Source organism: Escherichia sp. GZ89 (assembly GCF_019366485.1).
Lineage (GTDB): Bacteria > Pseudomonadota > Gammaproteobacteria > Enterobacterales > Enterobacteriaceae > Escherichia > Escherichia fergusonii.
The window spans coordinates 1-25907 of record NZ_JAEOHX010000016.1 but is presented as its reverse complement, the minus strand read 5'-3'; the positions used below and the strand labels follow the sequence as shown (position 1 = coordinate 25907).

At 50.5% G+C, this 25907-nt stretch carries 29 protein-coding genes and 2 tRNA genes; 20 read left to right on the top strand and 11 right to left on the bottom strand.

Translation table 11 applies throughout. From position 1 onward, the window contains the following. The first annotated feature begins 163 nt into the window (after positions 1-163). Together gabP and csiR are read left to right on the top strand one after the other, a co-directional pair. On the top strand, positions 164-1564 hold the full coding sequence (gene gabP, locus K0335_RS19475; RefSeq protein WP_002431850.1) for a GABA permease: 1401 nt from the start codon (positions 164-166) through the stop codon (positions 1562-1564). Positions 1565-1584: 20 nt separating this feature from the next. Beyond that, positions 1585-2247, top strand: coding sequence for a DNA-binding transcriptional regulator CsiR (csiR, locus tag K0335_RS19470; RefSeq protein ID WP_000156811.1), 663 nt, complete (start codon positions 1585-1587; stop codon positions 2245-2247). Here the strand turns inward: csiR and kbp are convergent, their stop codons facing one another. After that, positions 2248-2697 (bottom strand): potassium binding protein Kbp, encoded by a 450-nt coding sequence (gene kbp / locus K0335_RS19465; protein WP_000522415.1) that lies wholly within the window; start codon positions 2695-2697, stop codon positions 2248-2250. 83 nt (positions 2698-2780) lie between these two features. Beyond that, the gene (locus tag K0335_RS19460) at positions 2781-2939 is read right to left on the bottom strand and encodes a YqaE/Pmp3 family membrane protein (RefSeq protein ID WP_000508177.1); all 159 of its coding nucleotides are present in this window, start codon (positions 2937-2939) and stop codon (positions 2781-2783) included. Between the two features lie 182 nt (positions 2940-3121). Here K0335_RS19460 and K0335_RS19455 point away from each other — a divergent pair, with 182 nt between their 5' ends. Together K0335_RS19455 and ygaP are read left to right on the top strand one after the other, a co-directional pair. Beyond that, positions 3122-3421, top strand: a complete 300-nt coding sequence (locus K0335_RS19455; protein ID WP_219394018.1) for a helix-turn-helix transcriptional regulator — start codon at positions 3122-3124, stop codon at positions 3419-3421. A gap of 9 nt (positions 3422-3430) precedes the next feature. Then, positions 3431-3955, top strand: coding sequence for a thiosulfate sulfurtransferase YgaP (gene ygaP / locus K0335_RS19450; RefSeq protein ID WP_001229453.1), 525 nt, complete (start codon positions 3431-3433; stop codon positions 3953-3955). 46 nt (positions 3956-4001) lie between these two features. Here ygaP and stpA read toward each other — a convergent pair whose 3' ends face one another. Next, positions 4002-4403, bottom strand: a complete 402-nt coding sequence (gene stpA, locus K0335_RS19445; RefSeq protein WP_000055597.1) for a DNA-binding protein StpA — start codon at positions 4401-4403, stop codon at positions 4002-4004. Between the two features lie 647 nt (positions 4404-5050). Between stpA and K0335_RS19440 the strand changes: the two genes are divergently transcribed. Beyond that, positions 5051-5500: an L-alanine exporter AlaE gene (locus K0335_RS19440; RefSeq protein ID WP_000947399.1), complete on the top strand. Its 450-nt coding sequence runs from the start codon at positions 5051-5053 to the stop codon at positions 5498-5500. 36 nt (positions 5501-5536) lie between these two features. On the opposite strand, the gene K0335_RS19435 is transcribed toward K0335_RS19440, so the two are convergent. Further along, a complete protein-coding gene (locus tag K0335_RS19435; protein WP_000281320.1) occupies positions 5537-5881 on the bottom strand; it encodes a DUF2002 family protein in 345 nt (114 codons plus the stop codon). Positions 5882-6032: 151 nt separating this feature from the next. On the opposite strand from K0335_RS19435, the gene K0335_RS19430 reads away from it, so the two are divergent. Beyond that, on the top strand, positions 6033-6362 hold the full coding sequence (locus tag K0335_RS19430; RefSeq protein WP_002431851.1) for a DUF883 domain-containing protein: 330 nt from the start codon (positions 6033-6035) through the stop codon (positions 6360-6362). A gap of 55 nt (positions 6363-6417) precedes the next feature. On the opposite strand, the gene K0335_RS19425 is transcribed toward K0335_RS19430, so the two are convergent. Next, positions 6418-7752, bottom strand: a complete 1335-nt coding sequence (locus K0335_RS19425) for a PLP-dependent aminotransferase family protein (RefSeq protein ID WP_104920120.1) — start codon at positions 7750-7752, stop codon at positions 6418-6420. Between the two features lie 87 nt (positions 7753-7839). Between K0335_RS19425 and K0335_RS19420 the strand changes: the two genes are divergently transcribed. The 14 genes from K0335_RS19420 to emrB all read left to right on the top strand — a co-directional run bounded on the left by K0335_RS19420 (position 7840) and on the right by emrB (position 21920). Beyond that, a complete protein-coding gene (locus tag K0335_RS19420) occupies positions 7840-8271 on the top strand; it encodes a carboxymuconolactone decarboxylase family protein (RefSeq protein ID WP_000209820.1) in 432 nt (143 codons plus the stop codon). A gap of 208 nt (positions 8272-8479) precedes the next feature. Next, positions 8480-8725, top strand: a complete 246-nt coding sequence (gene nrdH, locus K0335_RS19415) for a glutaredoxin-like protein NrdH (RefSeq protein ID WP_001223227.1) — start codon at positions 8480-8482, stop codon at positions 8723-8725. Continuing rightward, a complete protein-coding gene (gene nrdI / locus K0335_RS19410; protein WP_000080947.1) occupies positions 8722-9132 on the top strand; it encodes a class Ib ribonucleoside-diphosphate reductase assembly flavoprotein NrdI in 411 nt (136 codons plus the stop codon). The genes nrdH and nrdI overlap by 4 nt, the downstream gene beginning before the upstream one ends. Further along, positions 9105-11249, top strand: a complete 2145-nt coding sequence (gene nrdE / locus K0335_RS19405) for a class 1b ribonucleoside-diphosphate reductase subunit alpha (protein WP_104920121.1) — start codon at positions 9105-9107, stop codon at positions 11247-11249. Before nrdI ends, nrdE begins: the two co-directional genes overlap by 28 nt. A 9-nt stretch (positions 11250-11258) precedes the next feature. After that, positions 11259-12218 (top strand): class 1b ribonucleoside-diphosphate reductase subunit beta, encoded by a 960-nt coding sequence (gene nrdF / locus K0335_RS19400; RefSeq protein ID WP_000777914.1) that lies wholly within the window; start codon positions 11259-11261, stop codon positions 12216-12218. A gap of 355 nt (positions 12219-12573) precedes the next feature. Next, on the top strand, positions 12574-13776 hold the full coding sequence (proV, locus tag K0335_RS19395; protein ID WP_000985484.1) for a glycine betaine/L-proline ABC transporter ATP-binding protein ProV: 1203 nt from the start codon (positions 12574-12576) through the stop codon (positions 13774-13776). After that, positions 13769-14833 (top strand): glycine betaine/L-proline ABC transporter permease ProW, encoded by a 1065-nt coding sequence (proW, locus tag K0335_RS19390; RefSeq protein ID WP_000774973.1) that lies wholly within the window; start codon positions 13769-13771, stop codon positions 14831-14833. Before proV ends, proW begins: the two co-directional genes overlap by 8 nt. Before the next feature lie 56 nt (positions 14834-14889). Further along, on the top strand, positions 14890-15882 hold the full coding sequence (gene proX / locus K0335_RS19385) for a glycine betaine/L-proline ABC transporter substrate-binding protein ProX (protein ID WP_001216525.1): 993 nt from the start codon (positions 14890-14892) through the stop codon (positions 15880-15882). 191 nt (positions 15883-16073) lie between these two features. Continuing rightward, positions 16074-17258, top strand: coding sequence for an MFS transporter (locus K0335_RS19380; protein ID WP_000169333.1), 1185 nt, complete (start codon positions 16074-16076; stop codon positions 17256-17258). Between the two features lie 124 nt (positions 17259-17382). Next, positions 17383-18120, top strand: coding sequence for an L-valine exporter subunit YgaZ (gene ygaZ, locus K0335_RS19375; RefSeq protein WP_000445603.1), 738 nt, complete (start codon positions 17383-17385; stop codon positions 18118-18120). After that, positions 18110-18445 (top strand): L-valine transporter subunit YgaH, encoded by a 336-nt coding sequence (gene ygaH, locus K0335_RS19370; RefSeq protein WP_000119758.1) that lies wholly within the window; start codon positions 18110-18112, stop codon positions 18443-18445. The genes ygaZ and ygaH overlap by 11 nt, the downstream gene beginning before the upstream one ends. Before the next feature lie 90 nt (positions 18446-18535). Continuing rightward, a complete protein-coding gene (emrR, locus tag K0335_RS19365; RefSeq protein ID WP_000378442.1) occupies positions 18536-19066 on the top strand; it encodes a multidrug efflux transporter EmrAB transcriptional repressor EmrR in 531 nt (176 codons plus the stop codon). 126 nt (positions 19067-19192) lie between these two features. Next, positions 19193-20365, top strand: coding sequence for a multidrug efflux MFS transporter periplasmic adaptor subunit EmrA (gene emrA, locus K0335_RS19360; protein ID WP_001295175.1), 1173 nt, complete (start codon positions 19193-19195; stop codon positions 20363-20365). Positions 20366-20381: 16 nt separating this feature from the next. Next, a complete protein-coding gene (gene emrB / locus K0335_RS19355) occupies positions 20382-21920 on the top strand; it encodes a multidrug efflux MFS transporter permease subunit EmrB (RefSeq protein ID WP_012599898.1) in 1539 nt (512 codons plus the stop codon). Between the two features lie 63 nt (positions 21921-21983). Here the strand turns inward: emrB and luxS are convergent, their stop codons facing one another. The 6 genes from luxS to K0335_RS19325 all read right to left on the bottom strand — a co-directional run bounded on the left by luxS (position 21984) and on the right by K0335_RS19325 (position 25900). Further along, the gene (luxS, locus tag K0335_RS19350; RefSeq protein WP_001130208.1) at positions 21984-22499 is read right to left on the bottom strand and encodes an S-ribosylhomocysteine lyase; all 516 of its coding nucleotides are present in this window, start codon (positions 22497-22499) and stop codon (positions 21984-21986) included. 149 nt (positions 22500-22648) lie between these two features. Then, on the bottom strand, positions 22649-24205 hold the full coding sequence (gene gshA / locus K0335_RS19345; protein WP_086676125.1) for a glutamate--cysteine ligase: 1557 nt from the start codon (positions 24203-24205) through the stop codon (positions 22649-22651). Positions 24206-24277: 72 nt separating this feature from the next. Further along, the gene (locus K0335_RS19340) at positions 24278-24706 is read right to left on the bottom strand and encodes a YqaA family protein (protein WP_001287461.1); all 429 of its coding nucleotides are present in this window, start codon (positions 24704-24706) and stop codon (positions 24278-24280) included. Next, positions 24703-25269 (bottom strand): fructose-1-phosphate/6-phosphogluconate phosphatase, encoded by a 567-nt coding sequence (gene yqaB, locus K0335_RS19335; protein WP_000273299.1) that lies wholly within the window; start codon positions 25267-25269, stop codon positions 24703-24705. The genes K0335_RS19340 and yqaB overlap by 4 nt, the downstream gene beginning before the upstream one ends. Before the next feature lie 279 nt (positions 25270-25548). Further along, positions 25549-25625 (bottom strand) — tRNA-Arg (locus tag K0335_RS19330). A gap of 198 nt (positions 25626-25823) precedes the next feature. Continuing rightward, positions 25824-25900 (bottom strand) — tRNA-Arg (locus tag K0335_RS19325). Positions 25901-25907: the final 7 nt, after the last annotated feature.

Here is a 25907-nt window from a genome sequence, read left to right as displayed (position 1 = left end):
CGCTGCATCCGACAATCTGTATGTGAACAGGAATAAATCTATGTCGGCCGGATAAGGCGGAGCCGCTCTCCGGTAAAAAGAACCAATAACAATTACACGCGTGACCCGACGCGGGAAATGTCGGGGCGCTCTCCCAAGTGACACACTTTCGAGAGGATTCAGGATGGGGCAATCATCGCAACCACATGAGTTAGGCGGCGGGCTGAAGTCACGCCACGTCACCATGTTGTCTATTGCCGGTGTTATCGGCGCAAGTCTGTTTGTCGGTTCCAGCGTCGCCATCGCCGAAGCGGGCCCGGCGGTATTACTGGCCTATCTGTTCGCCGGATTACTGGTGGTTATGATTATGCGAATGCTGGCGGAAATGGCGGTTGCCACGCCCGACACGGGTTCGTTTTCCACCTATGCCGATAAAGCTATTGGTCGTTGGGCGGGTTATACCATCGGCTGGCTGTACTGGTGGTTTTGGGTACTGGTTATCCCGCTGGAAGCCAACATCGCCGCAATGATCCTGCACTCGTGGGTTCCAGGCATTCCCATCTGGTTATTTTCCCTCGTCATTACCCTCGCCTTAACTGGCAGTAATTTATTAAGCGTTAAAAACTACGGCGAATTTGAGTTCTGGCTGGCGCTGTGCAAAGTCATCGCTATCCTGGCCTTTATTTTCCTTGGTGCAGTCGCAATTAGCGGTTTTTACCCTTATGCCGAAGTGAGCGGGATCTCAAGATTGTGGGATAGCGGCGGCTTTATGCCCAATGGCTTCGGTGCGGTATTAAGCGCGATGTTGATCACCATGTTCTCGTTTATGGGCGCAGAAATTGTCACCATTGCCGCCGCGGAATCCGACACACCGGAAAAACATATTGTCCGCGCCACCAACTCGGTTATCTGGCGTATTTCTATCTTCTATTTGTGCTCTATTTTTGTCGTTGTGGCATTAATCCCGTGGAATATGCCGGGGCTGAAAGCCGTTGGTTCTTATCGCTCGGTTCTGGAATTGCTCAATATTCCCCATGCGAAATTAATCATGGACTGCGTGATATTACTTTCCGTAACCAGTTGCCTGAACTCGGCGCTGTATACCGCGTCAAGGATGCTCTACTCCTTAAGCCGTCGCGGTGATGCACCCGCGGTAATGGGCAAAATTAACCGCAGTAAAACCCCGTATGTGGCAGTATTACTCTCGACCGGCGCGGCGTTTTTAACGGTGGTGGTGAACTATTACGCACCGGCGAAAGTGTTTAAATTTCTGATCGACAGCTCCGGCGCTATCGCCCTGCTGGTTTATTTAGTCATCGCCGTTTCACAATTGCGGATGCGCAAAATTCTGCGAGCAGAAGGAAGCGAAATTCGCCTGCGGATGTGGCTTTATCCGTGGCTCACCTGGCTGGTAATCGGCTTTATTACCTTTGTGTTGATAGTGATGTTATTCCGCCCGGCGCAACAGTTAGAAGTGATCTCCACTGGCTTATTAGCGATAGGGATTATCTGTACCGTGCCAATTATGGCTCGCTGGAAAAAGCTGGTATTGTGGCAAAAAACACCCGTTCATAATACGCGCTGATAATGATCAGGAGTCACACCATGACCATTACGTCTCTGGATGGCTATCGCTGGCTGAAAAACGATATTATTCGCGGTAATTTTCAACCGGATGAAAAATTACGGATGAGTTTGCTGACATCGCGTTATGCTCTTGGTGTTGGGCCGTTGCGGGAAGCACTTTCTCAACTGGTGGCGGAACGACTGGTCACGGTGGTGAATCAAAAAGGGTATCGGGTGGCTTCTATGTCAGAGCAGGAGCTGCTCGATATTTTCGACGCCCGCGCCAATATGGAAGCGATGCTGGTGAGTCTGGCGATTGCCCGCGGTGGCGATGAGTGGGAGGCTGACGTTCTTGCGAAGGCGCATCTGCTCAGTAAGCTTGAGGCCTGTGACGCCAGTGAGAAAATGCTTGATGAGTGGGATCTGCGTCATCAGGCGTTTCATACTGCAATTGTGGCGGGCTGTGGTTCTCACTATTTGCTGCAAATGCGTGAACGGTTGTTTGATCTGGCGGCGCGTTATCGATTTATCTGGCTGCGGCGAACAGTGCTTTCGGTAGAAATGCTGGAGGATAAACACGATCAGCACCAGACCCTGACAGCGGCGGTACTGGCGCGAGATACCGCGCGCGCCAGTGAGTTAATGCGCCAACATTTACTGACGCCAATTCCCATTATCCAGCAGGCGATGGCTGGCAATTAACTACTCTTCAGGAATACGCAACACCTGCCCCGGGTAAATTTTATCCGGACTTTTCAGCATCGGTTTATTCGCTTCGAAGATTTTATTGTACAGATTGGCGTTACCGTAGACCTGTTTGGAAATGGCACTCAGAGTATCGCCAGACTTAACGGTATAAAACTGGCTGGCAGTGGCTGGTGTCGCCGTTTTCACCTGATCATCGACACTGGCAATACCGGAAATATTCCCCACCGCAACAAGGATTTTCTCCTTCGCCTCCTGACTTAAGCCGTCACCAGTGACCGTCGCCTTGCCGTCGGCAATTTGAATGTTCACTTTATCGGCATCAGGTATACCGGTTTTGTTCAGATGCTCCTGCACCTTTTTCGCCTGATCGTCTTTATCGTGCTGACCTGTAACCGCGTCCCAGAGTTTTTCTCCGGCATCTTTCACAAAATTGAACAGACCCATAGCTACCTCATTCGTTAACGGAAACACTCAGAAAGTGTAGCAGAGGAACGCGGCGCGTTAACGCCGCGGGGGTGAGGACAGGTTTAATCGCGGGTTTGCACCCAGAATGCGTGAATCAACCCGGGGATATAGCCAAGCAGTGTCAGCAGAATATTAATAATGAACGCCCAACCGAACCCTTTACCGAGCAGCACGCCGAGCGGCGGCAGAATGATGGTGATGACGATTCTCCAGAAACCCATATGTACTCCCTATAAGAAAATTACTCATTGTTTAAAAAGAGATTTTATCTCTTAAGCGTAGTAATTTTAGCGGAGCCTGCCAGTTTCAGCTTACGCTTTTACTCTCATTTACGCGGCTGATGCTGGCATATGTTGTATTTTTAGTTTAGAGTTTTCTTAATTTAGAAAACACTTAAATAACTATGAATGAACTCGCGCAATTACAGGCCAGTGCCGAACAGGCAGCAGCCTTACTGAAAGCAATGAGCCACCCCAAACGGTTGCTGATTCTGTGCATGCTTAGCGGTTCACCCGGCACCAGCGCGGGAGAGCTGACGCGCATTACCGGATTGAGTGCCTCTGCGACATCACAGCATCTCGCTCGTATGCGAGACGAAGGGCTTATCGACAGCCAACGGGATGCCCAACGCATTCTATATTCCATTAAAAATGAGGCGGTAAATGCCATTATCGCCACCCTGAAAAATGTCTATTGTCCGTAAGGAGTCACTATGGCTTTGACAACCATTTCGCCGCATGATGCACAAGAATTAATCGCACGCGGCGCAAAGTTAATCGATATTCGTGATGCTGATGAATATCTTCGTGAACATATTCCTGAAGCAGATCTGGCTCCATTATCCGTGCTCGAACAGTCAGGTCTTCCGGCTAAATTACGTCGCGAGCAAATTATATTCCACTGCCAGGCAGGTAAACGCACCAGTAATAACGCCGATAAATTAGCAGCGATTGCCGCCCCCGCAGAAATCTTTTTACTCGAAGATGGGATTGATGGCTGGAAAAAAGCAGGATTGCCAGTAGCGGTAAATAAATCTCAACCCTTGCCGTTAATGCGCCAGGTGCAGATCGCCGCGGGTGGTTTAATATTAATCGGTGTTGTACTGGGTTATACCGTAAATAGCGGTTTCTTCTTATTAAGTGGCTTTGTTGGTGCCGGGTTACTGTTTGCAGGAATTAGCGGTTTTTGTGGGATGGCAAGGTTGTTAGATAAGATGCCGTGGAACCAGCAAGCTTGAGAAGCGACGCCGGACGCGCCATAGCAGCGGCATCCGGCCTCAGTAATTAGATCAGGAAATCGTCGAGAGATTTACCCTCTGCCAGCGCCTGAGCAATTGGCTTCGGTGTACGGCCCTGACCGGTCCAGGTTTTAGTTTCACCGTTAACATCAGTGAATTTATATTTCGCCGGACGCGGCTGGCGTTTTTTAGCTGCTTTAGGTGCAGAACCTTCGCCGCCTAATAAGTCAGAAGGGTTAATTCCATCGGCTTTCATCAGCTCCAGCCAGGTATTAATTTTTTCCTGACGCTCTGCCTGCTCACGCTGCAGAAGTTCTTCTTCTTCACGTCTTTCTTTAGTGACAACCCTGAATTTTTCGAGCATTTCTTCAAGAACGTCAATGGAGAATTCGCGAGCCATAGCACGTAGAGTGCGGATATTATTTAAATTCTGTAACATTAAAGACATAATACTAAAAACCTTCTAACGAAAAGTACCAAAAACTATTTCGCGGCATAGTGTATTCGAAAATTTATTATTTTTCTATACTCTTAAATATATTTACATATTCTTGCCTAAATCAGCAAAGGCTTATATCCTGGCAATTTAATAAATATATTCATTTGATTGCATGCTGTAATACATAATACTGCGCTGCGATGTCAACGTTGGCGGGCGATCCCGAATCATTGTTACTGGTAACAGTAACGCCACCACAGCATATTTATGCAATACAACAGAATAAACTGGCGATTTTCTTAACTGCTTTATTATCCTGCCTAATTAAGTTTTTTATAGCAGAAAATGTTGCCTGAACAATAGTTACACAAGTTACTGCATCAGTGGCTATGCCCGCTCATGTCAGCCTGACACTATGGCGAAGCCACTACCACAAATAACAATTAACCTATTGAAAAACAAATAAATATAAAAAGTATTATATAAAAAATCCACCGACGTTCAAAAAACAATCTCAAAATAGCATTTTATCTACAAAAGCATTTTAAATAAAAATATTCACCTGGTTGTCAGAAAATAGCCAGCGATATAACCTATGCATTAACAGAAGCGGTAAATCATCTGTCTGCCTTAACCTCTTAATGGAGTCTCACACTATGCTTTCAGCACAGTCACGCTGGCGTAACGCTATGGCTGATACATTTGCGATGGTTGTCTATTGCACTGTTGTGAACATGCTTATCGAGATTTTCCTCTCCGGCATGAGCTTTGAGCAGTCGCTTTCGTCACGACTGGTGGCGATTCCTGTCAATATCCTAATCGCCTGCCCTTATGGGATCTATCGGGATTTCTTTATGCGTCAGGCGCGTAAAATGAATAACAAAGGATGGACGAAAACAATTGCCGATATACTGGCTTATGTAACGTTTCAGTCGCCAGTATATGCCGCAATTCTCTGGGTAATAGGTGCAGACTGGCATCAGATTGTCGCTGCCGTCAGCTCAAATATGGTGATTTCTATGATGATGGGTGCGGTATATGGCTATTTTCTTGACTATTGCCGCCGTCTGTTTAAAGTCACCAGCTATCAACAGCTTAAAGCTTGATTCTTCTTTTCGCGACTGGCATCGCCAGTCGCGTCTTTAACTGGCTTCGCCAAATAAACCATTCAAATAACGTTCAAGCGCAACACGCGAACTAAAGCCATGCGGGATACCGTAATGCTCATGACGTTCCCCCGCTAAATAGAGCGGAAATTGCTGGTAATGATCGCAAGTTTTAATATCGGAAGCGGGTTCAGCCAGTGTCGAACTGCGTTCTTTTAATGTTGGATGAATTACCAGGGCGGTACGTCCCATTCGTGCTTCGCGATTAACATAGACATAATTTTCCCCACGGCGGTAACCATAAGCTTTCTGAGTTACCACATCGACAGTAAAACCGACTTTTTCAAGTACGCGCGCCACCTCGTCTGGTCGTAAATACATATTTGATCCTCGTTATTATCAACCGCGGGCCTACCTTACCTGATTGCGCATTCACAACGCTTTCAGAAAAGTCCATAAAGCCGCGATGAATCTCAGTTAAGAAAATTATGGTCTACACTGAAAATTACATCGAATTCTAATGGGGGATCATATGTTTAACCGACCGAACCGCAACGACGTCGATGATGGCGTGCAGGATATCCAGAATGATGTCAATCAATTGGCTGACAGTCTCGAATCTGTATTGAAGTCCTGGGGCAGCGACGCCAAAGGGGAAGCCGAAGCCGCACGCAATAAAGCTCAGGCATTGCTGAAAGAAACCAGAGCGCGAATGCATGGTCGTACTCGCGTCCAGCAAGCCGCGCGCGATGCCGTTGGCTGCGCGGATTCTTTTGTTCGTGAAAGACCCTGGTGTAGCGTGGGTACAGCAGCTGCGGTAGGTATTTTTATCGGCGCACTGTTGAGCATGCGCAAATCGTAGTGCAACAATGATAATAAATACGCGTCTTGACCCCGGAACCTGATTTCGGGGTTTTTTAGCTTAAGGCTTTACGTAATTGTTGTGCTACCTGTCGCGCCATACCTTCGTTAACGATATTGGTAAAAGAGAGAAGTAATCCACCTTCCCCACTTGAGCGGATACGCCAGTCGCTAAGTGCCTGCACCGCAAGGCCTGCAGCATTGGCTTTACGCGCATGGGCAATATCATCGCCCATCATTCTGATCACCATCTGGATACCACCTTTCTGCGGCACAACCTCAAATCCCTGCTGCGTCAACGCTTGCTCAATCCATTGCCGACGTTGAGCATAATGCTGACGCATTTTCTTCAGATGCCGCCAGAAATGCCCCTCGCGAAGAAAGTCTGCCAGTGTGTTCTGCCATAGAACAGGTACCGCACATGGAGCCAGTGACGCCTGGTGGCGGAATTGTGCAATTTGCTTCACCGGCACCACCAGCCACGCACAGCGCAATGCAGGAAATAGTGCTTTGCTGAATGTTCCGGCATAAATTACCCGCTGCGGTGCATCGAGACTTTTTAACGCCGGTAACGGCTTACCGTGATAGCGAAACTCACTGTCATAATCATCTTCAATAATCCATGCCTGACTACGCTCTGCCCATTCCAGTATCTGATGCCTGCGCGCTAAAGAGAGCGCCACACCCAGCGGGCTTTGGTGTGCTGGTGTTATCAGGGCAAAACACGCATCAGGATAATTTTGTATTCCGCTTGTGATATCCAGTCCGTTGTCATCAACCGGCACAGGCAAAATTTCCACACCGTGGCGAGTGACAATCGGGCGAATCAGTGGAAAGCCGGGATCTTCCATCCACATCCCGTTTCCCGGTTTCGCCAGCGCGTGCAGAATTAAAGCCATTGAGGCCGCATAACCGTGAGTGATAAAGACCTGCTCTGGCTGACAATCAATCCCACGTGAAACGCGTAAGTAATCAACTATTGCCTCACGCAACGCCGCCTCACCGCAGACATCGCCTAACGCCAAATCAAAGCGTGTCTGGGTACGAAGGCGACGCCCCATCACCCGCGCCCACAGCTCTCGCGGAAAGAGATCGAGTGCGGGTAATCCCATTTGAAATGGCAACGGTTGCTGACTTTCACCGGCAAAAGCCACAACTTGTACAGTAGATTGTTGCGGATATATCTGCTCACTGACAAATGTGCCAGCCTGTCCCCGCCTGATCAGCCATCCTTGCGCCACCAGCTCAGCATACGCATTTTCGACAGTGGATCGAGACACCCCCAGTTCCTGCGACCAGGTACGACTTGAAGGCAGCCTTGCGCCGGGTTTCAGTTCCCCTTGCTCAATAGCCGTTTTTAACTGACGGGCGATATCCTGATAGCGCGGCATATGGTCTGCTTTTTTAGGTAATTTATGGCTCTCTTTAGCAGTCCATTATAGTGCTACATTGCGGGCGTTAATAAGAGGAGAAACTGTATGACTACATTACGTCAGCCTTACTACGAACTTAGCCCAACGGTATATAACGCGCTGGTGCAGGCCAAAACGGCGCTGGAAAATAGCACGCTGGAAACTACGCTGATGGAGTTAGTTTATTTGCGCGTCTCGCAAATCAATGGTTGCGCATTTTGTCTGGAGATGCACAGCAAAGCATTACGTAAATCCGGTGTGCCGCAGCATAAGCTGGATGCCCTGGCAGGCTGGCGCGTAAGCCATCATTTTGACGATCGCGAGCGGGCGGCGCTGGCATGGGCGGAATCGGTGACCGATATTGCCCGAACCCATGCGGAAGACGACGTTTATCAGCCTTTGCTTGAGCATTTCAGCGCAGCAGAAATCAGCGACTTAACATTTGCCATCGGGCTGATGAATTGCTTTAACCGCCTGGCCGTTTCCATGCGGATGTAACTTCCTGATGCCGGGCAATCGCCCGGCAAAAAAACACAAAATCCCCTACCCCGTTGAGCCATTCATCGGTGGTGTAATCAATCTAAAATTCCCATATCTTGTATGGTTGAATCTTTTTTCAACTACATCTAGTATCTCTGTATCAACAGAGAGACAACCCGACGCGTATCATCGCGCCGTATCTTCATTTTAAACGGAAATACGAATCATGCGCATTACTATTTACACTCGTAACGATTGCGTTCAGTGCCACGCCACCAAACGGGCGATGGAAAACCGGGGCTTTGATTTTGAAATGATTAATGTCGATCGCGTTCCTGAAGCAGCGGAAGCGCTGCGTGCTCAGGGCTTTCGTCAGTTGCCGGTCGTGATTGCAGGCGATCTTAGCTGGTCAGGTTTCCGCCCGGACATGATCAACCGTCTGCATCCAGCACCACACGCGGCCAGTGCATGAGCCAGCTTGTCTACTTTTCCAGCAGCTCCGAAAATACGCAGCGTTTTATCGAACGTTTAGGGCTGCCCGCAGTGCGCATCCCGCTCAATGAGCGGGAACGGATTCAGGTAGACGAGCCTTACATCCTGATCGTGCCCTCTTACGGCGGCGGCGGTACGGCTGGCGCGGTGCCACGACAGGTAATTCGCTTTTTAAACGACGAGCACAACCGGGCGTTGCTTCGCGGCGTTATTGCTTCGGGTAATCGCAACTTTGGTGAGGCGTATGGCCGCGCCGGAGATGTGATTGCCCGGAAATGCGGCGTGCCGTGGCTGTACCGCTTTGAACTCATGGGTACGCAAAGCGATATCGAAAACGTTCGTAAAGGAGTAACCGAATTTTGGCAACGACAACCGCAGAACGCCTGACGCAGGAAACAATGGATTACCACGCCCTGAATGCGATGCTTAACCTTTACGATAGCGCAGGTCGCATTCAGTTCGATAAAGATCGCCAGGCCGTTGACGCCTTTATGGCGACGCATGTGCGTCCTAACAGTGTGACCTTCAGTAGCCAGCAGCAGCGCCTGAACTGGCTGGTCAACGAAGGTTACTATGATGAAAACGTCCTCAACCGCTACTCTCGCGATTTTGTCATTACGCTGTTTGCCCACGCACACGCCAGCGGTTTTCGTTTTCAGACATTCCTCGGAGCATGGAAGTTTTACACCAGCTATACGTTGAAGACATTCGACGGTAAGCGTTATCTGGAAGATTTTGCCGATCGAGTCACGATGGTGGCGCTGACGCTGGCACAAGGCGATGAAACACTGGCGACGCAACTGACCGATGAGATGCTGTCAGGACGCTTTCAGCCTGCAACACCGACATTCCTCAACTGCGGTAAGCGGCAGCGCGGCGAACTGGTTTCCTGTTTTTTGCTGCGTATTGAAGACAATATGGAGTCGATTGGCCGGGCAGTAAATTCCGCACTACAACTGTCGAAACGCGGCGGCGGCGTGGCATTTTTGCTGTCGAATCTGCGGGAAGCGGGCGCGCCAATTAAACGTATTGAAAATCAATCTTCTGGCGTGATTCCGGTGATGAAAATGCTGGAGGACGCATTTTCCTATGCCAACCAGCTCGGCGCTCGTCAGGGTGCTGGCGCAGTCTATTTACATGCCCATCATCCCGATATTCTGCGTTTTCTCGATACGAAACGGGAAAATGCCGACGAGAAAATCCGCATTAAAACACTGTCGCTGGGGGTGGTGATCCCGGATATCACTTTCCATCTGGCAAAAGAGAATGCGCAGATGGCACTGTTTTCGCCCTATGACGTTGAGCGAGTTTATGGCAAGCCGTTTGCCGATATCGCCATCAGCGAACACTATGCCGAACTGGTAGCCGATGAACGCATCCGCAAAAAATACATCAACGCCCGTGATTTCTTCCAGCGACTGGCAGAAATCCAGTTTGAGTCCGGCTATCCCTACATCATGTATGAAGACACGGTTAACCGTGCTAACCCTATCGCCGGGCGCATAAATATGAGCAATCTCTGCTCAGAAATTTTGCAGGTTAACAGCGCCTCAGAGTATGACGAGAATCTCGACTATGCCCGCACAGGCCATGATATTTCCTGCAATTTAGGTTCGTTGAATATTGCCCACACCATGGATTCCCCCGACTTTGCCCGCACGGTAGAGATCGCCGTACGCGGTTTAACTGCGGTGTCAGATATGAGTCATATTCGCAGCGTGCCGTCCATCGAAGCCGGAAATGCCGCCTCACACGCTATCGGTCTGGGGCAGATGAATTTACACGGTTATCTGGCGCGAGAAGGCATCGCCTATGGTTCGCCGGAAGCACTGGATTTCACCAATCTCTATTTCTACACCATCACCTGGCACGCGCTGCGTACCTCAATGTTGCTGGCGCGCGAACGCGGTGAAACCTTCGCCGGGTTCAAACAGTCACGCTATGCCAGCGGTGAATATTTTAGCCAATATCTGCAAGGTAACTGGCAACCGAAAACGGCGAAAGTTGGCGAGTTGTTTGCTCGTAGCAGTATCACGTTACCTACCCGCGAAATGTGGGCGCAACTGCGCGATGACGTAATGCGCTATGGCATTTACAACCAGAATCTCCAGGCGGTGCCGCCAACCGGTTCCATCTCTTATATCAACCATGCCACGTCGAGTATTCATCCGATTGTGGCGAAAGTAGAGATACGCAAAGAGGGCAAAACAGGACGCGTTTACTACCCTGCCCCGTTTATGACTAACGAAAATCTGGCGCTGTATCAGGACGCTTACGAAATCGGCGCAGAAAAGATCATCGACACCTACGCCGAAGCGACTCGCCATGTCGATCAAGGGCTGTCGCTGACGCTGTTTTTCCCCGATACCGCCACCACTCGCGATATCAACAAAGCGCAGATTTATGCCTGGCGTAAAGGTATCAAAACGCTCTACTACATCCGCCTGCGTCAGATGGCGCTGGAAGGTACTGAAATTGAAGGCTGCGTCTCCTGCGCGCTTTAAGGAATATCTATGAAACTCTCACGTATCAGCGCCATCAACTGGAATAAGATATCTGACGATAAAGATCTGGAGGTGTGGAACCGCCTGACCAGCAATTTCTGGCTCCCGGAAAAGGTGCCGCTGTCGAACGATATTCCTGCGTGGCAGACATTAAGTGCCGCAGAACAACAACTGACGATGCGCGTTTTTACTGGCCTGACGCTGCTCGACACGCTGCAAAATGTTATCGGCGCGCCTTCACTGATGCCCGATGCACTCACGCCCCATGAAGAGGCGGTATTATCAAATATCAGCTTTATGGAAGCGGTTCATGCCCGTTCTTACAGTTCGATTTTCTCGACACTCTGCCAGACCAAAGATGTCGATGCCGCCTACACCTGGAGTGAGGAAAACGCGTCGTTGCAGCGAAAAGCACAGATTATTCAGCAACATTATCGCGGTGATGATCCGCTGAAAAAGAAAATCGCCAGTGTGTTTCTTGAATCTTTTTTGTTCTATTCCGGTTTCTGGCTGCCGATGTATTTTTCCAGCCGCGGAAAGCTGACCAATACCGCAGACCTGATCCGTCTGATTATCCGCGATGAAGCAGTCCACGGTTATTACATCGGCTATAAATATCAGAAAAACCTTGAAAAGATCTCCCTGGCGCAACGTGAAGAGTTGAAGAGTTTCGCCTTCGATTTGCTACTGGAACTTTACGACAACGAGTTGCAATACACCGATGAATTGTACGCCGAAACCCCGTGGGCTGACGATGTGAAAGCGTTTCTCTGTTACAACGCCAATAAGGCGTTGATGAATCTGGGCTACGAACCGTTATTTCCCGCAGAAATGGCGGAAGTAAATCCGGCAATCCTCGCCGCGCTTTCGCCGAATGCCGATGAAAATCACGATTTCTTTTCTGGTTCAGGCTCCTCTTACGTGATGGGAAAAGCGGTCGAAACACTAGATGAAGACTGGAATTTCTGACGGGGCTATTTTTCAAAATATCACCAACCACAGCAGGAAATTAATTTCTGCCAAATAGCTTTTTATCACGCAAATATTTTGTGGTGATCTACACTGATAATCTGTTGCATTATTCGCCTGAAACCACAATATTCAGGCGTTTTTTCGCTATCTATGACAAAAAATATCAACTTTTCTCGATTTGCTCTCAGCCCTTATATCACGGGAAATTCCGGCGATTTGCTCGCGTCAATATTCATGCCACATTTGACCTCAGGGGTTGCCTCAGATTCTCAGTATGTTAGGGTAGAAAAAAGTGACTATTTCCATTGGGTAATATATCGACATAAACAAATAACAGGAATCTTTCTATTGCATGGCAATTAAATTAGAAATTAAAAATCTTTATAAAATATTTGGCGAGCATCCACAGCGAGCTTTCAAATATATCGAACAAGGACTTTCAAAAGAACAAATTCTGGAAAAAACCGGGCTATCGCTTGGCGTAAAAGACGCCAGTCTGGCCATTGAAGAAGGCGAGATATTTGTCATCATGGGATTATCCGGTTCGGGTAAATCCACAATGGTACGCCTTCTCAATCGCCTGATTGAACCCACCCGCGGGCAAGTGCTGATTGATGGTGTGGATATTGCAAAAATATCCGACGCCGAACTCCGTGAGGTGCGCAGAAAAAAGATTGCGATGGTCTTCCAGTCCTTTGCCTTAATGCCGCATATGACCGTGCTGGACAATACCGCGTTCGGTATGGAATTGGCCGGAATTAATGCCGAAGAACGCCGGGAAAAAGCCATTGATGCACTGCGTCAGGTCGGGCTGGAAAATTATGCCCATAGCTACCCGGACGAACTCTCTGGTGGGATGCGTCAACGCGTCGGATTAGCACGCGCATTAGCAATTAATCCGGATATCTTATTAATGGATGAAGCCTTCTCAGCGCTCGATCCATTAATTCGCACTGAGATGCAGGATGAGCTGGTAAAATTACAGGCGAAACATCAGCGCACCATTGTCTTTATTTCCCACGATCTCGATGAAGCTATGCGTATTGGCGACCGAATTGCCATTATGCAAAATGGCGAAGTGGTACAAGTCGGCACACCGGATGAAATTCTCAATAATCCGGCGAATGATTATGTCCGTACCTTCTTCCGTGGCGTTGATATTAGTCAGGTATTCAGTGCGAAAGATATTGCCCGTCGGACACCGAATGGCTTAATTCGTAAAACCCCTGGCTTCGGCCCACGTTCGGCATTGAAATTATTGCAGGATGAAGATCGCGAATATGGCTACGTTATCGAACGCGGTAATAGATTTGTCGGCGCTGTGTCTATCGATTCGCTTAAAACCGCGTTAACGCAGCAGCAAGGTCTTGATGCGGCGCTGATTGATGCGCCATTAGCGGTCGATGCGCAAACGCCTCTTAGCGAGTTGCTCTCTCATGTCGGACAAGCGCCCTGTGCGGTGCCCGTGGTCGACGAGGACCAACAATATGTCGGCATTATTTCGAAAGGAATGCTGCTGCGCGCTTTAGATCGTGAGGGGGTAAATAATGGCTGATCAAAATAATCCGTGGGATACCACGCCAGCGGCGGACAGTGCCGCACAATCCGCAGACGCCTGGGGTACACCGGCGACTGCACCGACTGACGGCGGTGGCGCTGACTGGCTGACCAGTACGCCTGCACCAAACGTCGAGCATTTTAATATTCTCGATCCGTTCCATAAAACGCTGATCCCGCTCGACAGTTGGGTAACTGAAGGGATCGACTGGGTCGTTACCCATTTCCGTCCCGTCTTCCAGGGCGTGCGCGTTCCGGTTGATTACATCCTCAACGGTTTCCAGCAATTGCTGCTGGGTATGCCTGCGCCGATGGCGATTATCGTTTTCGCTCTCATAGCCTGGCAAATTTCCGGTGTCGGAATGGGCGTGGCGACGCTGGTTTCGCTGATTGCTATCGGCGCAATCGGTGCCTGGTCACAGGCAATGGTTACTCTGGCGCTGGTGTTAACCGCCCTGCTGTTCTGTATCGTCATCGGTTTGCCGTTGGGGATCTGGCTGGCGAGAAGTCCGCGAGCGGCGAAAATTATTCGTCCACTGCTTGATGCCATGCAGACCACGCCAGCGTTTGTTTATCTGGTGCCAATCGTCATGCTGTTTGGTATCGGCAACGTGCCGGGCGTAGTGGTGACTATAATCTTTGCTCTGCCGCCGATTATCCGTCTGACTATTCTTGGTATTAACCAGGTTCCGGCGGATTTAATTGAAGCCTCGCGCTCATTCGGTGCCAGCCCGCGTCAAATGCTGTTCAAAGTTCAATTACCGCTGGCGATGCCGACCATAATGGCGGGCGTTAACCAGACGCTAATGCTGGCTCTTTCTATGGTGGTCATCGCCTCAATGATTGCCGTCGGCGGGCTGGGTCAGATGGTACTTCGCGGTATCGGTCGTCTGGATATGGGCCTTGCCACCGTTGGCGGCGTCGGGATTGTGATCCTCGCCATTATCCTCGACCGCCTGACGCAGGCCGTTGGGCGCGACTCACGCAGTCGCGGCAACCGTCGCTGGTACACCACTGGCCCTGTCGGTCTGCTGACCCGTCCATTCATTAAGTAACTCTGCACTTGCCCGGTGACGCCGGGCATATCACCCTGCCAAAAAAAGGAATAACAATGCGACATAGCGTACTTTTTGCGACAGCGTTTGCCACGCTTATCTCTACACAAACTTTTGCTGCCGATCTGCCGGGCAAAGGCATTACCGTTAACCCAGTTCAGAGCACCATCACCGAAGAAACCTTCCAGACGCTGCTGGTCAGCCGTGCGCTGGAGAAATTGGGTTATACCGTCAATAAACCCAGCGAAGTGGATTACAACGTTGGCTACACCTCGCTTGCTTCTGGCGATGCGACCTTTACCGCGGTGAACTGGACGCCACTGCATGACAACATGTACGAAGCTGCCGGTGGCGATAAGAAATTTTATCGTGAAGGGGTATTTGTTAACGGTGCGGCACAAGGTTACCTGATCGATAAGAAAACCGCCGACCAGTACAAAATCACCAACATCGCGCAACTGAAAGATCCGAAGATCGCCAAACTGTTCGATACCAACGGCGACGGTAAAGCGGATTTAACCGGTTGTAACCCAGGCTGGGGCTGCGAAGGTGCCATCAACCACCAGCTTGCCGCGTATGAACTGACCAACACGGTGACGCATAATCAGGGGAACTACGCAGCGATGATGGCTGACACCATCAGTCGTTACAAAGAGGGCAAACCGGTGTTTTACTACACCTGGACGCCATACTGGGTGAGTAACGAACTGAAGCCGGGCAAAGATGTCGTCTGGTTGCAGGTGCCGTTCTCCGCACTGCCGGGTGATAAAAACGCCGACACTAAACTGCCGAATGGTGCGAATTATGGCTTCCCGGTCAGCACCATGCATATCGTTGCCAACAAAGCCTGGGCTGAGAAAAACCCGGCGGCAGCCAAACTGTTTGCCATTATGCAGTTGCCGGTGGCAGACATTAACGCCCAGAACGCCATCATGCATGACGGCAAAGCCTCAGAAGGCGATATTCAGGGACACGTTGATGGCTGGATCAAAGCCCACCAGCAGCAGTTCGATGGCTGGGTGAATGAGGCGCTGGCAGCGCAGAAGTAATTTTTATTCGGGCGGATAAGGCGTTTTCGCCGCATCCGCCGCTCTGTACACAATGCCTGATGCGACGCGGCCGCGTCTTATCATGCCTACAAACCACACCGCACATTTCAACAATCTATCTTTCATCCCATATTCATCAACATCCGCTATTATTGATTTCCAGCTTAATCATCACCTGATAAACAAAAACAATGACTAAAACCAATCATGAGCTTAGCCCGGCGCTGATCGTGCTGATGTCTATCGCCACCGGTCTGGCGGTAGCCAGTAACTATTACGCCCAGCCATTACTCGACACCATCGCGCGTAACTTTTCCCTTTCCGCCAGTTCGGCAGGCTTTATTGTTACCGCCGCGCAGTTGGGCTATGCCGCAGGTCTGCTGTTTCTTGTTCCCCTCGGTGATATGTTTGAACGCCGCCGCCTGATTGTCTCGATGACCTTACTGGCAGCGGGCGGTATGTTGATTACCGCCAGCAGTCAGTCGCTGGCGATGATGATCCTCGGTACGGCATTAACCGGTTTATTCTCGGTCGTGGCACAAATTCTGGTTCCGCTGGCAGCGACGCTGGCTTCACCAGACAAACGCGGCAAAGTGGTTGGCACCATTATGAGCGGTCTGCTGTTGGGGATCTTACTGGCACGAACCGTTGCCGGGTTACTGGCAAACCTCGGCGGCTGGCGCACCGTCTTTTGGGTTGCCTCGGTGTTAATGGCACTGATGGCGCTGGCATTATGGCGTGGTCTGCCACAAATGAAATCAGAAACCCACCTCAACTACCCGCAGTTGTTAGGTTCCGTTTTCAGCATGTTTATCAGCGATAAAATTCTGCGCACCCGCGCGTTGCTGGGCTGCCTGACCTTTGCCAACTTCAGCATTCTCTGGACCTCAATGGCCTTTTTGCTCGCCGCACCGCCTTTTAATTACAGCGATGGCGTAATTGGTCTGTTTGGACTCGCGGGAGCTGCCGGAGCGTTGGGCGCTCGTCCGGCGGGCGGTTTTGCCGATAAGGGCAAATCGCACCACACCACAACTTTCGGTCTGCTGCTGCTGTTACTTTCATGGCTGGCGATCTGGTTTGGTCACACATCCGTACTGGCGCTGATTATCGGCATCCTGGTGCTGGATCTCACTGTACAGGGCGTGCATATCACCAATCAGACCGTAATTTACCGAATTTACCCTGATGCCCGTAATCGTCTGACCGCAGGATATATGACCAGCTATTTTATTGGCGGCGCCGCCGGTTCACTGATTTCGGCCTCTGCATGGCAACATGCAGGGTGGACAGGTGTTTGCCTGGCGGGCGCATCACTTGCCCTGTTGAATTTACTGGTCTGGTGGCGAGGATTTCACCGTCAGGAAGCCGCAAATTAATCGATTGGCAACCGTTTACGTGGCTTTGCACTGATAAGGGTGTTAAGAAGCCCCCCAGTCTGATAAGGTTATGATATTCATTCACTCTATTTATAATTTTAGCGGTAGATAAGCGTAATACTCTATGGAAAGCCCTGCCCCTCTGCCCGCTTCTGGTTCGGCAACTTTCATGGAAGGATGCAAAGACAGTTTACCGATTGTTATTAGTTATATTCCGGTAGCGTTTGCATTTGGCATGAATGCGACTCGTCTGGGCTTTACGCCCGTCGAAAGTCTGTTTTTCTCCTGCATTATTTATGCAGGGGCGAGCCAGTTCGTCATTACAACCATGTTGGCAGCTGGCAGCAGTTTATGGGTCGCGGCGCTGACGGTAATGGCGATGGATGTACGCCATGTGCTGTATGGTCCGTCGTTGCGTAGCCGCATTGCTCTGCGTTTGAGTAAACCGAAAACGGCACTGTGGGCGTTTGGCCTGACGGATGAAGTTTTTGCTGCTGCAACCGCAAAACTGGTACGTAATAATCGCCGCTGGAGTGAAAACTGGATGATCGGGATTGCTTTCAGCTCCTGGTCGTCCTGGGTATTTGGCACGGTGATAGGCGCATTTTCTGGCAGCGGTCTGTTACAAGGCTATCCTGCTGTTGAAGCAGCATTAGGCTTTATGTTGCCCGCGCTTTTTATGAGCTTTTTGCTCGCCTCTTTTCAACGCAAACAATCGCTTTGCGTTACCGCAGCGTTAGTTGGTGCCCTTGCGGGTGTAACGCTGTTTTCTATCCCCGTTGCCATTCTGGCAGGTATTGTCTGTGGTTGTATTACCGCGTTAATTCAGGCGTTCTGGCAAGGAGCTCCAGATGAGTTATGAGGTTCTGCTGCTTGGATTGCTGGTTGGCGCGGTTAACTACTGTTTTCGCTATTTGCCGCTACGTCTGCGGGTCGGTAATGTCCGCCCCGGACGGCGCGGCACGATCGGGATCTTACTCGACACAATTGGCATCGCCTCGATTTGCGCACTGCTGGTTGTTTCTACTGCACCAGAAGTGATGCATGACAGCCGTCGGTTCATTCCAACGCTGGTGGGTTTTGCTGTACTGGGAGCGAGTTTTTACAAAACACGCAGCATCATTGTTCCGACTCTTTTGAGTGCGCTGGGCTACGGATTAGCCTGGAAAGTGATGGCGGTTATATAAACCAAAAGAATCATTTTTCTAAAACAATACATTTACTTTATTTGTCACTGTCGTTACTATATCGGCTGAAATTAATGAGGTCATACCCAAATGGATAGTTCGTTTACGCCCATTGAACAAATGCTAAAATTTCGCGCCAGCCGTCACGAAGATTTTCCTTATCAGGAGATCCTTCTGACCCGTCTTTGCATGCATATGCAAAGCAAGCTGCTGGAGAACCGCAATAAAATGCTGAAGGCTCAGGGGATTAACGAGACGTTGTTTATGGCGTTGATTACGCTTGAGTCTCAGGAAAATCACAGTATTCAGCCTTCTGAACTAAGCTGTGCGCTGGGCTCTTCCCGTACCAACGCGACGCGTATTGCAGATGAACTGGAAAAACGGGGTTGGATCGAACGTCGTGAAAGCGATAACGATCGTCGTTGCCTGCATCTGCAATTAACGGAAAAAGGTCACGAGTTTTTGCGCGAGGTTTTACCACCGCAGCATAATTGCCTGCATCAACTCTGGTCCGCGCTCAGCACAACAGAAAAAGATCAGCTCGAGCAAATCACCCGCAAATTGCTCTCACGTCTCGACCAGATGGAACAAGACGGTGTGGTTCTCGAAGCGATGAGCTAACGCGTCATCTCGCTCAAAAATCCAGATTTATAAAAGAAAAAATGACTGGCCAGCATCGCAACATGCTGGCCTTTTTGGCAAGCAGGTCGGCTCAGCCGATGAGTTAAGAAGATCGTGGAGAACAGTATGAGCGCAAATGCGGAGACTCAAACCCCGCAGCAACCGGTAAAGAAGAGCGGCAAACGTAAGCGTCTGCTCCTGCTTCTCACCTTGCTCTTTATAATTATTGCCGTAGCGATAGGGATTTATTGGTTTTTGGTACTACGTCATTTCGAAGAAACCGATGACGCATACGTGGCAGGGAATCAGATTCAAATTATGTCTCAGGTGTCAGGCAGCGTGACGAAAGTCTGGGCCGATAACACCGATTTTGTAAAAGAAGGCGATGTGCTGGTCACTCTCGACCCGACAGATGCTCGCCAGGCGTTTGAAAAAGCCAAAACGGCACTGGCTTCCAGCGTTCGCCAAACCCACCAGCTGATGATTAACAGCAAACAGTTGCAGGCGAATATTGAGGTGCAGAAAATCGCCCTCGCGAAAGCACAAAGCGACTACAACCGTCGTGTGCCGCTGGGCAATGCCAACCTGATTGGTCGCGAAGAGCTGCAACATGCCCGCGACGCGGTGACCAGTGCCCAGGCGCAATTGGATGTCGCGATTCAACAATACAATGCCAATCAGGCGATGATTCTGGGGACTAAACTGGAAGATCAGCCTGCCGTGCAACAGGCTGCCACCGAAGTACGTAACGCCTGGCTGGCGCTGGAGCGTACCCGTATTGTCAGTCCGATGACCGGTTATGTCTCCCGCCGCGCAGTACAGCCTGGCGCGCAAATTAGCCCAACGACGCCGCTGATGGCGGTCGTTCCAGCCACCAATATGTGGGTGGATGCCAACTTTAAAGAAACGCAGATTGCCAATATGCGTATCGGTCAGCCGGTCACCATCACCACCGATATTTACGGCGATGATGTGAAATACACCGGTAAAGTGGTTGGTCTGGATATGGGCACAGGTAGCGCGTTCTCACTGCTTCCGGCGCAAAATGCCACCGGTAACTGGATCAAAGTCGTTCAGCGTCTGCCTGTGCGTATTGAACTGGACCAGAAACAGCTGGAGCAATACCCGCTGCGTATCGGTTTATCCACGCTGGTGAGCGTCAATACCACTAACCGTGACGGTCAGGTACTGGCAAATAAAGTACGTTCCACACCGGTCGCGGTAAGCACCGCGCGTGAAATCAGCCTGGCACCTGTCAATAAACTGATCGACGATATCGTAAAAGCTAACGCTGGCTAATCCAGAGGTGCGTGTGATGCAACAGCAAAAACCGCTGGAAGGCGCGCAACTGGTCATTATGACGATTGCGCTGTCACTGGCGACATTCATGCAGGTGCTGGACTCCACCATTGCTAACGTAGCGATCCCCACTATCGCCGGAAACCTGGGCTCATCGCTCAGCCAGGGAACGTGGGTAATCACTTCTTTCGGGGTGGCGAATGCCATCTCGATCCCGCTTACCGGCTGGCTGGCAAAGCGTGTCGGGGAGGTGAAACTATTCCTCTGGTCCACCATCGCCTTTGCTATTGCATCGTGGGCGTGTGGTGTCTCCAGCAGCCTGAATATGCTGATCTTCTTCCGCGTGATTCAGGGAATAGTCGCCGGGCCGTTGATCCCGCTTTCGCAAAGTCTATTGCTGAATAACTACCCGCCAGCAAAACGCTCGATCGCGCTGGCGTTGTGGTCGATGACGGTGATTGTCGCGCCAATTTGCGGCCCGATCCTCGGCGGTTATATCAGCGATAATTACCACTGGGGCTGGATATTCTTCATCAACGTGCCGATTGGCGTGGCGGTGGTGTTGATGACACTGCAAACCCTGCGCGGACGCGAAACCCGCACCGAACGGCGGCGGATTGATGCCGTGGGGCTGGCACTGCTGGTGATTGGTATCGGCAGCCTGCAGATTATGCTCGACCGGGGTAAAGAGCTGGACTGGTTCTCATCGCAGGAAATAATCATCCTCACCGTGGTGGCGGTGGTGGCTATCAGCTTCCTCATTGTCTGGGAGCTAACTGACGATAATCCGATAGTCGATCTGTCGTTGTTTAAATCGCGCAACTTCACCATCGGCTGCTTGTGTATCAGCCTCGCGTACATGCTTTACTTCGGCGCTATTGTTCTGCTGCCGCAGTTATTGCAAGAAGTCTACGGCTATACAGCAACCTGGGCTGGGCTGGCCTCTGCGCCGGTAGGGATTATTCCGGTGATCCTGTCGCCGATTATCGGCCGCTTCGCACATAAACTGGATATGCGGCGACTGGTAACCTTCAGCTTTATTATGTATGCCGTCTGCTTCTACTGGCGTGCTTATACCTTTGAACCGGGTATGGATTTTGGCGCGTCGGCCTGGCCGCAGTTTATCCAGGGCTTCGCGGTGGCCTGCTTCTTTATGCCGCTGACCACCATTACGCTGTCTGGTTTGCCACCGGAACGACTGGCGGCGGCATCGAGCCTCTCTAACTTTACGCGAACGCTGGCGGGGTCTATCGGCACATCCATCACCACCACCATGTGGACTAACCGCGAGTCGATGCACCACGCACAGTTAACCGAGTCAGTAAACCCGTTTAACCCGAACGCTCAGGCGATGTACAGTCAACTGGAAGGGCTTGGGATGACGCAACAGCAGGCATCAGGCTGGATTGCCCAGCAGATCACCAATCAGGGGCTGATTATTTCCGCCAATGAGATCTTCTGGATGTCAGCCGGGATATTCCTCGTCTTGCTGGGGCTGGTGTGGTTTGCTAAACCGCCCTTTGGCGCAGGTGGCGGCGGAGGCGGTGCGCACTAAGTACAACTAAGCCAGTTCATTTGAACTGGCTTTTTTCAATTAATTGTGAAGATAGTTTACTGACTAAATGTGCAATTCCTGCAACTTTTCTTTCGGCAGCGCCAACTCTTCGTTGCTGTTGATGCGTACGTCACGTTCCAGGATATTACGCGCAATATCCTGCGCTTCCTGCAACGAATGCATCTGATAAGTACCACACTGGTAGACGTTCAGTTCCGGGATCTGATTCTGATCCTGCACTTTCAGCACGTCTTCCATTGCCGCTTTCCAGGCATCAGCGACACGCTGCTCATCTGGCGTACCAATCAGACTCATATAAAAACCGGTGCGGCAGCCCATTGGCGAGATATCGATAATCTCTACGCCATTACCGTTAAGATGGTTACGCATAAAACCAGCAAACAGGTGCTCCAGGGTATGGATCCCTCTTTCTGGCATCACTTCTTTGTTCGGCACGCAGAAGCGCAGATCGAACACGGTGATTGCGTCGCCATGCGGGGTGTTCATTGTTTTCGCCACCCGAACTGCAGGCGCTTCCATCCGGGTATGATCGACTGTGAAGCTATCTAACAACGGCATTTAGCCACCTCCGGTAATTTTTTTAAAAATTTTCTGAACTCTTTCTTCCCAGGCGAGTCTGAGTATATGAAAGACGCGCATTTGTTATCATCATCCCTGAATTCAGAGATGAAATTTTGGCCACTCACGAGTGGCCTTTTTCTTTTCTGTCAGGCGTGTTTTTCCAGCCACACCGCAAACGGTTCGGTATCAGCGGCTTCCATTTCCTGCTGACGGCGTTCAGACGCCTCGCGCTCAGCTACAAAATCCTCTTCGCGCAGAATTTCCAGCGGCTCTTCACGCAGCAGATTACGGTACGTTTCAGCAAACGCTTTGCCTGTTCCGCCAATACCAGTATCAATCATAGACCTTAAGATACGGGCAGAGAAAGTCAGATCGGGATTATCGAAGCAGGCGACCAGTTCATCACACACTTTCTGGTACGCTTCGCCGCCGTTAATGCTATCCAGCGTTTGCGCCACGCGTTTCAGATCGCGGAACAAATCTTTCCCCACCTGCGGCAACGGGAACTGCGCGGTTTCGCAGCCGATACCCAGCGTCAGGCCCGGTTTGCGACCTTCGAGGATCACCCGGTTCCAGTTAACGCGTGTACAGGCAAGTTCGCTACTGCTCATTTCCGGTGCATCAGCCAGCGCACACCAGACCATAAACAGGTCGAGGAATCGCACCTGTTGTTCATCTACACCAATCGGCGAGAACGGGTTGATGTCCAGCGAACGCACTTCAATATATTCAATGCCGCCACGTAGCAACGCATCAGAAGGCGACTCGCCGCTGCGGGTAACGCGTTTTGGACGAATCGGCGCGTACAGTTCGTTTTCAATCTGCAGCACATTGCTGTTGATTTGCAACCGCTTACCGTCTTTCTCAATACCAATCTTCGCGTACTCTTCTGATGGCGTTTTGATTGCCTGTTTAAGGCCCGCTACGTACTCGTAGAGATCGTTGAAGGTGATACCAAGATTGCTTTGCGATTTGTTGGTATAGCCAAGATCGCTCAAACGAAGAGAGGTCGCATACGGCAGGTAATACATACCGCACTCGGTTTTCTCAAACGGCAGCGACGTTGGTTTTCCTTGCAAGAAAGAAGAACAAATCGCCGGAGACGCGCCAAACAGATAAGGAATGACCCAACCGAAACGATAGTAATTGCGAATAACGCGGAAATAGCCCGCAGAAATTTTCTCTTTGGCATCAGCGCCCGAGATATCGCCGCACTTCGCTTGCCAGAATGCCATGGGCAAAGAGAAATTGTAGTGCACGCCGGAAATGGTTTGCATCAGCGCGCCGTAGCGATTTTTCAGCCCTTCACGGTACAGCGTTTTGAAGCGTCCGGTGTTAGAAGTGCCATACTGTGCCAGTTCGATGTCCTGACCTTCTGCGATATAGCATGGCATACTTAACGGCCACATCCGCTCATCGCCCATATTGCGCGCCGTATAGCGATGCAGATCGCGCATAAAGGTCAGCATATGTTCAATATCACCATCCACTGGTGTAATAAATTCCAGCAATGCTTCCGCAAAATCGGTAGTAATCCATTTATGCGTCAGTGCGGAACCTAATGCTTCAGGATGACCTGTTGTTGCCAGTGTGCCATCAGCATTAACACGCAAAGTTTCGCGCTCCAGCCCACGCTGTATCCCCTTTAACGCCTGAGGATGTTTTTCCAGCCAGGCCAGCGCCTGTGATACGTCCGGGATCAAATTGACCTCCCGCCTGTCAAAATCGTTTTAATTAGCATAACTGTAATGGTGACCATGTGTGCAGGCCTACAATTAGTGCCACCATATCATGCCCTGAACGGTCGCTGCTGCAACTGCAACATAACGTAACGCTTTACCAAGGCACAAAAAAAAGATTACTGGCCCCCAGGAGATGCGCATCCATCCCGCTAACAGACACAGTAAATCGCCAACCACGGGCATCCAGCTTAATAATAGCGTGACTGCACCATAGCGTTTCAGCCAGCCGGTAGCTTTCTCTTGCCAGCGCGATGTTTTACGCAATGGAAAGAAACGCCCAAGGATAACGTTAGTTAACCCTCCAAGGCTATTACCCATTGTTGCTGTTAAAACTAAAACCCAGGGATGACTTACCCCGGAAAGCAACATTGCAACCAGCACGACTTCGGAATTACCGGGTAATAGTGTAGCGCTGAGGAAACTACTGGCAAACAACGAGAAAAGCGATAAAGCTTCACTCACAGCAAGCGAACATCCACAGCGTCCATGCCTGCAGCACGGGCCGCCTGAATACCGAAATCGGCATCTTCAAAGACCACACACTGTGTTGGTTGCACGCCCATACGCTGCGCGCACAACAAAAATGTGTCTGGCGCAGGTTTATGATGTTTGACGTGATCGGCAGCAACGACGGCGTCAAAATAACGGCGTAATCCCAGGTGCGTTAGCAGTGCCTCAGCGATGGCGCTTTCACTCCCGGTTCCTACAGCCATTGGTCGACGTCCGTGCCAGCTTTTCACCACTTCAACAAGGGGGAGTGGTTCGACGCTATCGAGCAACATGCTTCTTACGGCATCGGTTTTCTCGCGGGCTAATGCATGGGGATCGAGATCGGCCTGATTAAGCTCAATAATCGCCTGAGCAATGCGCCACGTGGGCGAGCCATTAAGCGCAATCATCGCCTGAACATCGTACTGAAGACCGTAGTGCCCTAATACTTCGCGCCACGCTTTACGGTGCGTAGGCTCCGTATCCAGGATTGTGCCATCCATATCAAAAATTAAACCTGCATAACGCTCGTACATGGTCTTCTCGCAAGTCGAAAAATATGACGCTACTTTAGCGTAATTGCTTGATTTTGTCGCTGATGGCGAAGGAGAAGAATATTCAGAAAATGGATAAAGTAGCTATTTAGAAATGAGATATTTTTGACGGAAATTTTTGGAGAATATGGTGCATCCGGGAGGATGACTCACTGGCGTTCGCCCTTCGGGCCGCTGCTGGCGCAACGTTATCCTCCCTGGTGCCTGCGGTTAATACCGCTACCTCTTCGATACCTTCATTGCTGAAGGTTACGGAGAATATGGTGCATCCGGGAGGATTCGAACCTCCGACCGCTCGGTTCGTAGCCGAGTACTCTATCCAGCTGAGCTACGGATGCATCGGGAGAACTTACTTTACTGCTGATATTGATACCGCTACTAAAGCCATATCAAATAAGAGATGGTGCATCCGGGAGGATTACTCGCCTTGCGGCTCGCCCTTCGGGCCGTTGCTGGCGCAACGTTATCCTTCCTGGTGCCTGCGGTTAATACCGCTACCTCTTCGATACCTTCATTGCTGAAGGTTACGGAGAATATGGTGCATCCGGGAGGATTCGAACCTCCGACCGCTCGGTTCGTAGCCGAGTACTCTATCCAGCTGAGCTACGGATGCATCGGGA